Origin of the sequence: Crenalkalicoccus roseus, assembly GCF_004761865.1 — a bacterium.
In the GTDB taxonomy this organism is placed as follows: domain Bacteria; phylum Pseudomonadota; class Alphaproteobacteria; order Acetobacterales; family Acetobacteraceae; genus Crenalkalicoccus; species Crenalkalicoccus roseus.
On sequence record NZ_SJDM01000080.1, the window covers coordinates 1 to 5083 of the forward strand.

5 protein-coding genes and 1 pseudogene are annotated in these 5083 nt (G+C 72.7%); all 6 read left to right on the plus strand.

Translation table 11 applies throughout. The features are described from left to right. Positions 1-569: pseudogene (locus ET526_RS21395) on the plus strand (hypothetical protein); the annotation flags it as partial. 15 nt (positions 570-584) lie between these two features. After that, a complete protein-coding gene (locus tag ET526_RS22260; protein WP_240048517.1) occupies positions 585-959 on the plus strand; it encodes a DUF6511 domain-containing protein in 375 nt (124 codons plus the stop codon). Then, complete coding sequence (locus ET526_RS20665) at positions 959-1720, plus strand: hypothetical protein (RefSeq protein WP_135470903.1); 762 nt, start codon at positions 959-961, stop codon at positions 1718-1720. The genes ET526_RS22260 and ET526_RS20665 overlap by 1 nt, the downstream gene beginning before the upstream one ends. After that, a complete protein-coding gene (locus ET526_RS20670) occupies positions 1681-4104 on the plus strand; it encodes a phage/plasmid primase, P4 family (RefSeq protein ID WP_204623742.1) in 2424 nt (807 codons plus the stop codon). The genes ET526_RS20665 and ET526_RS20670 overlap by 40 nt, the downstream gene beginning before the upstream one ends. Positions 4105-4211: 107 nt before the next feature. Further along, complete coding sequence (locus tag ET526_RS20675) at positions 4212-4733, plus strand: hypothetical protein (RefSeq protein WP_240048518.1); 522 nt, start codon at positions 4212-4214, stop codon at positions 4731-4733. Further along, on the plus strand, positions 4730-4957 hold the full coding sequence (locus ET526_RS20680; RefSeq protein ID WP_192898742.1) for a hypothetical protein: 228 nt from the start codon (positions 4730-4732) through the stop codon (positions 4955-4957). Before ET526_RS20675 ends, ET526_RS20680 begins: the two co-directional genes overlap by 4 nt. The last annotated feature ends 126 nt before the right edge of the window (positions 4958-5083 follow it).

Here is a 5083-nt window from a genome sequence, read left to right on the forward strand (position 1 = left end):
CCGAGGTGCCGCTCGGCACCATCGCCTGCCCCTTCTGCGGCCATGTCTGGGAGCGAAAGCTTCGCGAGACGCGCCCGCTGCAGCGCTTCGGGCTGACCGAGATCGACCTCCTGGACCGCTCGCCCTTCCGCTGGTGGGACATGCACGGGGACGGCCACGCCATGATCGCCTCCGGCTTCGACGCCTGGGCCGGCGTGTTCTTCGACGGCGAGCACTGGCACGCGGTCGGCAAGCTGCGCCAGGGGCGCCTGCGGCATCTCGGCATCGGCGAGCGCGCCCAGGTCCTGGCCGGGGCCGACGACTTCCTGCGCCAGGCTGAGACCGGGGCCGCCGCCACCAAGAGCCGCCTCTGGCTGAACCACCCCGCCAGCCCGCGCCAGCGCGAGCTGCTGATGAAGGCCGGGGACGCCGATCCGGCGCTGGACTTTGGCCTGTCGAAATACGCGGCGAACTGCCGGCTGAACTTCCTCTGGCACCGGCCGCAGATCCTGGCCGCGGTCTTCCCCCACAGCGTGGGTCGGGTTCCCATCGCGGCAAGCCGCGATGGGGTCCCGGGAAGGGCGGCATGAGGCCGGCAATCGGTCATGCCCCTGGCGCCTGCGCCCCGCTCGCTCTGCGCCGTCTGCCGGCGGCCGGAGCGCGGCTTTGGCTGGTTCGACCCGACCTCGGCGAAGCCGCAGCGGCCGTCGGTCTCCTTCTGCTCCATCACCTGCCAGGTCTGGTGGGTGCGCTTGGCGCGGCGGTCCACCGCCATGGTTGACCTGACCGAACAGGAGCGCGCCGCCCTGCGCGCGGCGATGCGCGCCATGGCCGAGGTGATGGCGGAGATCGGCTGGACCACGCCGCTCAATGCGCTGTCCGAGCAGCAGGTGCTGACGCTTGCCGAGGTCGCGGTCGGCGCCTTCCAGGACGCCATGCGGGCCTCTGCCTCCCCCTCGTCGCCGGAGGTGCCGTTCTGATGACGGAGCCCAACCTCGACTTCAACCACCGCCCGAAGCCGCCGACCGCAGCGGAGGCGATCAACGCCCTGATCGACGCCGCGCTGTTGGCGGAGAACGGCACGCGGACGCGCCGGGAGTATCTCGGCGGCTCGCGGCTCGGCGATCCCTGCACGCGGCGCCTGCAGTACGAGCTCCTCGACGTCCCGCGCGATCCCGACAGCGGCTTCTCGGGGCAGACGCTGCGCATCTTCGCGGTGGGGCACGTCTTCGAGGACCTGGCGATCGGCTGGCTCCGGCGCGCCGGCTTCGACCTGCGCACCCGCAACCGTGCCGGCGAGCAGTTCGGCTTCTCCGTGGCCGGCGGGCGCGTGCAGGGGCACATCGACGGCGTGGTCGTGGCGGCGCCTGCGTCGGCACAGGCCCTCATCGCCGTGCCGGGGCTGTGGGAGTGCAAGTCGGCCAACGCCCGGAACTGGAAGGAGATCGTGCGGCGCGGCGTCGCCGCGGCGAAGCCGATCTACGCGGCGCAGATCGCGCTCTACCAGGCCTACATGGGCCTGACCGAGGCGCCGGCCCTGTTCACCGCGGTGAACAAGGACACCAGCGAGCTTTACCACGAGTTGGTGCCCTTCGACGCCGCCCTGGCGCAGGCGATCAGCGACAAGGCGGTGCGCGTCCTGCAGGCCTGTGACGCCGGCGAGTGGCTGCCCCGCGTCGCCGCCGAGCCCGAGCACATCGAATGCGCCCGCTGCCCGTGGCGCAGGCGGTGCTGGTCATGAGCGCCGCCGAGGTGATGCCGCCCATGCCGGTCGCCCCCGATGCCGCGATGGTCGCGGCCTATGCCGACATGGTCTTCGGCTGGTGCGAGGGCTGGGTCGCGGTCCGCGCCCTCGCCGAGAAGGGCGGGCCCGACCGCGCTCCGCACACGCCCTTCCTGCCGGCCGACGCCGATCTGCCGGCGAAGCTCGCCGTGCAGGCGCAGTGGGCCGCCGAGGCGGGCATGGCGCTCTACGTCATCCCCGGCACGGTCGCCGCGCCCGGCCAGGCCAGCGCCGAGCACGTCACGCAGATGCAGGTGGTGCTGGTCGACCTGGACGGCGGTGACATCGCCGCGAAGCGGGCGCACCTCCTCCAGCATCTCGGCCCGCCCAGCCTCGAGGTCGCCTCGGGCGGCGTCACACCGGAGGGGCAGGAGAAGCTCCACCTCTACTGGCGGCTGACCGAGCCGGCCACCGGCGAGGACCTCGCCACGGTCTGCCGGCTGCGGCACGCGATCGCGGTGAAGGTCGGCGGCGATCCGGCCTTCCGCTCGGCGCACCAGCCGATCCGCGTCGCCGGGTCCATCCATGCGAAGGGCGGGCAGCAGCGACTGGTCGCCATCCGTCACAGTGCCGGGCGGGACCACGACCTCACGGAACTGGCCGAGGCGGTGCTGGCGATGCCGCCGCTTCCGGGGGTCGGCGCCGAGCTCTCAGCGAACGCGGACGGCGGTCCCCTCGACTTCAACGCGGCGGCCACCGCCCGCGGCGACGTCACCGAGCTCTTCGGCCAGCAGGTGCGCGAAGGCGGCGCCGATGGCGTCACCCGCTTCGAGGCCCTCTCCCGCATCATCGGCTACTGGATCCGCCGCTGCCAGGACGGCTTCGTCACCGCGGCCCAGGCCTGGCAGGAGATCTGCGACTACAACGCCGCGCGGATCAGCCCGCCCTGGCCCGAGGACCGCCTGCGCCAGGAGGCGGAGCGGCTGTGGCGCAGGGCCGAGGCCGGCAACAACGCTGCCGGCGATCCCGCGACGGAGGACGCCACCGCGGGCGGCGGCGACTCCGGCGACGACGGCCTGCTGCCGATCGGCTTCACCGAGGATGCGCTCGCCGCCGAGTTCAGCGCCCTGCATGGCGAGGACTGGCGCCACGTCGCCGTCTGGGGCACCTGGCTCACCTGGACCGGATGCCGCTGGGAGCGCGAGGGCACGCTGCGCGCCTTCGATCTCGCCCGCCGCGTCTGCCGCGCCGCCGCCAACCGCGCGAACAACGCCAAGATCCGGACGAAGCTCTCGCAGGCCTCGACGGTCGCCGCCGTCGAGCGCCTGGCCCGCGCCGATCGCCGCCACGCCACCACCGCCGAGGTGTGGGACCGCGATCCCTGGCTGCTGAACACCCCGGTCGGCGTCGTGGATCTGCGCACCGGCGCCGTCGCCCCGCACGACCGTGCTCTCTGCATGACGAAGATCACCAGCGGGGCGCCCCAGGGGGAATGCCCGGCGTGGGTCGCCTTCCTGGCCCAGGTGACGGGCGGGGACGTCGAGCTGCAGGCCTACCTCCGCCGGGTGGTCGGCTACGCGCTCACCGGCGTCACCACTGAGCACGCGCTGTTCTTCCTCTACGGCACCGGCGCCAACGGCAAGTCGGTCTTCGCCAACACGCTGACCGCACTGCTCGGCGATTACGCCACCGTCGCGCCGATGGACATGTTCATGGCCACCACCGGCGATCGCCACCCGACGGATATGGCCGGCCTGCGCGGCGCCCGCATCGTCACCTCGATCGAGACCGAGCAGGGCAGCCGCTGGGCCGAGAGCAAGCTCAAGGCACTCACCGGCGGCGACCGCATCACCGCGCGCTTCATGCGGCAGGACTTCTTCGAGTTCACCCCGCAGTTCAAGCTGCTGGTCGCGGGCAACCACAAGCCCTCGATCCGCAACGTCGACGAGGCGATGCGGCGGCGCCTGCACATGGTGCCGTTCACCGTCACCATCCCGCCGGCGCGGCGCGACAAGCGGCTGCCCGAGCGGCTGCTGGCGGAGCGCGACGGCATCCTCGCCTGGGCGCTGCAGGGCTGCCTCGAATGGCAGCGGGTCGGCCTCCGCCCGCCGGCCACGGTCCTGGCCGCGACCGATGAGTACTTCGAGGCCGAGGATGCGCTCGGCCGATGGTTGGCCGAGTGCTGCGAGCGCGGCGTCAACCACGTCGAGGCGACGGCGGTGCTCTTCGCGAGCTGGAAGGCATGGGCGGAGGCAGGCGGCGAGTACGTCGGCTCGGTCAGACGCTTCTCCGAAAACCTCCTCAATCGTGGCTTCGAACTGCACCGCAAAGGCTCCGCACGTCAGCTGCGTGGGCTCCGGCTTTGCCAGTCGACGGCGCCGACCGGCGTCATCCAGTTCTGAAAGGGATGCAGCGCATGAACGCGAACGAAAGCGAAGGCTTTACCCTTCCAGTGACGCAGATGACGCAGGCTACCCAAATACCCGTTCGCGCGCGCACGCGCGCACGCGTGACGGGTGTTTCTGGACCCTGCGTCATCTGCGTCACTGACCAGGCACCGCCGACCGGAAGTCTGCTCGCCCTCGACCTCGGCAGCACCCTCGGCTGGGCGGTGCGGCTGCCGGACGGCAGCATCGCCTCCGGCACCGCCGCCTTCCGGCCCGGCCGCTTCGAGGGCGGCGGCATGGGCTGGCTGCGCTTCCGCCGCTGGCTGGACACCATGGCCTCCAGTGCTGGCCCGCTCGGCAGCGTCGTCTTCGAGGAGGTCCGGCGGCACGCCGGCACCGCCGCCGCCCATGTCTACGGCGGTTTTCTCGCGCACCTGACCGCCTGGTGCGAGGGCGCCGGCGTCCCCTACCAGGGCGTGCCCGTGGGCACGATCAAGCGCTTCGCCACCGGCAAGGGCAACGCGCCGAAGGAGGCGGTGATCGCCGCCATTCGGGCGCGCGGCTTCACCCCGCGGGACGACAACGAGGCCGACGCGCTGGCCCTGCTGCTGTGGGCGATCGACGCCCGGGGCGGTGCCCAGTGAGGCTGCCCGGCGCGCCGGCGCTCCCGCGCTGTCCGCTCGGCCGCGAGCCGAGCCCCGCCAACGCCGCCGACCTCGAGGCCATGCGCCGCCGGGTCTGGCGCGAGCAGGGCGTGGTCTCGCTCAGCGTCGAGGACATCACCGACCCTTGGCTCCGCCAGGCGGTCGTCAACGAGGCCACGCGGCGCTGGGGGCCGCGGAACAGGGGACAGGGCCATGGCCGCTAAACGCAGAAGAAAGCCCCGCGTCCAGCAGGAGAGCCTCGGGACGCCGAGCAAGTGGCGGCTGCAGCATGGCGACTTCACCGAGCCGGTGCGCGAGGGCGATCCGGAGACCGGCGCGCCCGTCCTCCA

What these genes read in the sequence shown, in the direction of transcription:
- ET526_RS22260 (WP_240048517.1), top strand. Translation starts at nt 585, where the DNA reads ATGCCCCTGGCGCCTGCGCCCCGCTCGCTCTGCGCCGTCTGCCGGCGG.
- ET526_RS20665 (WP_135470903.1), top strand. Translation starts at nt 959, where the DNA reads ATGACGGAGCCCAACCTCGACTTCAACCACCGCCCGAAGCCGCCGACC.
- ET526_RS20670 (WP_204623742.1), top strand. Translation starts at nt 1,681, where the DNA reads ATGCGCCCGCTGCCCGTGGCGCAGGCGGTGCTGGTCATGAGCGCCGCC.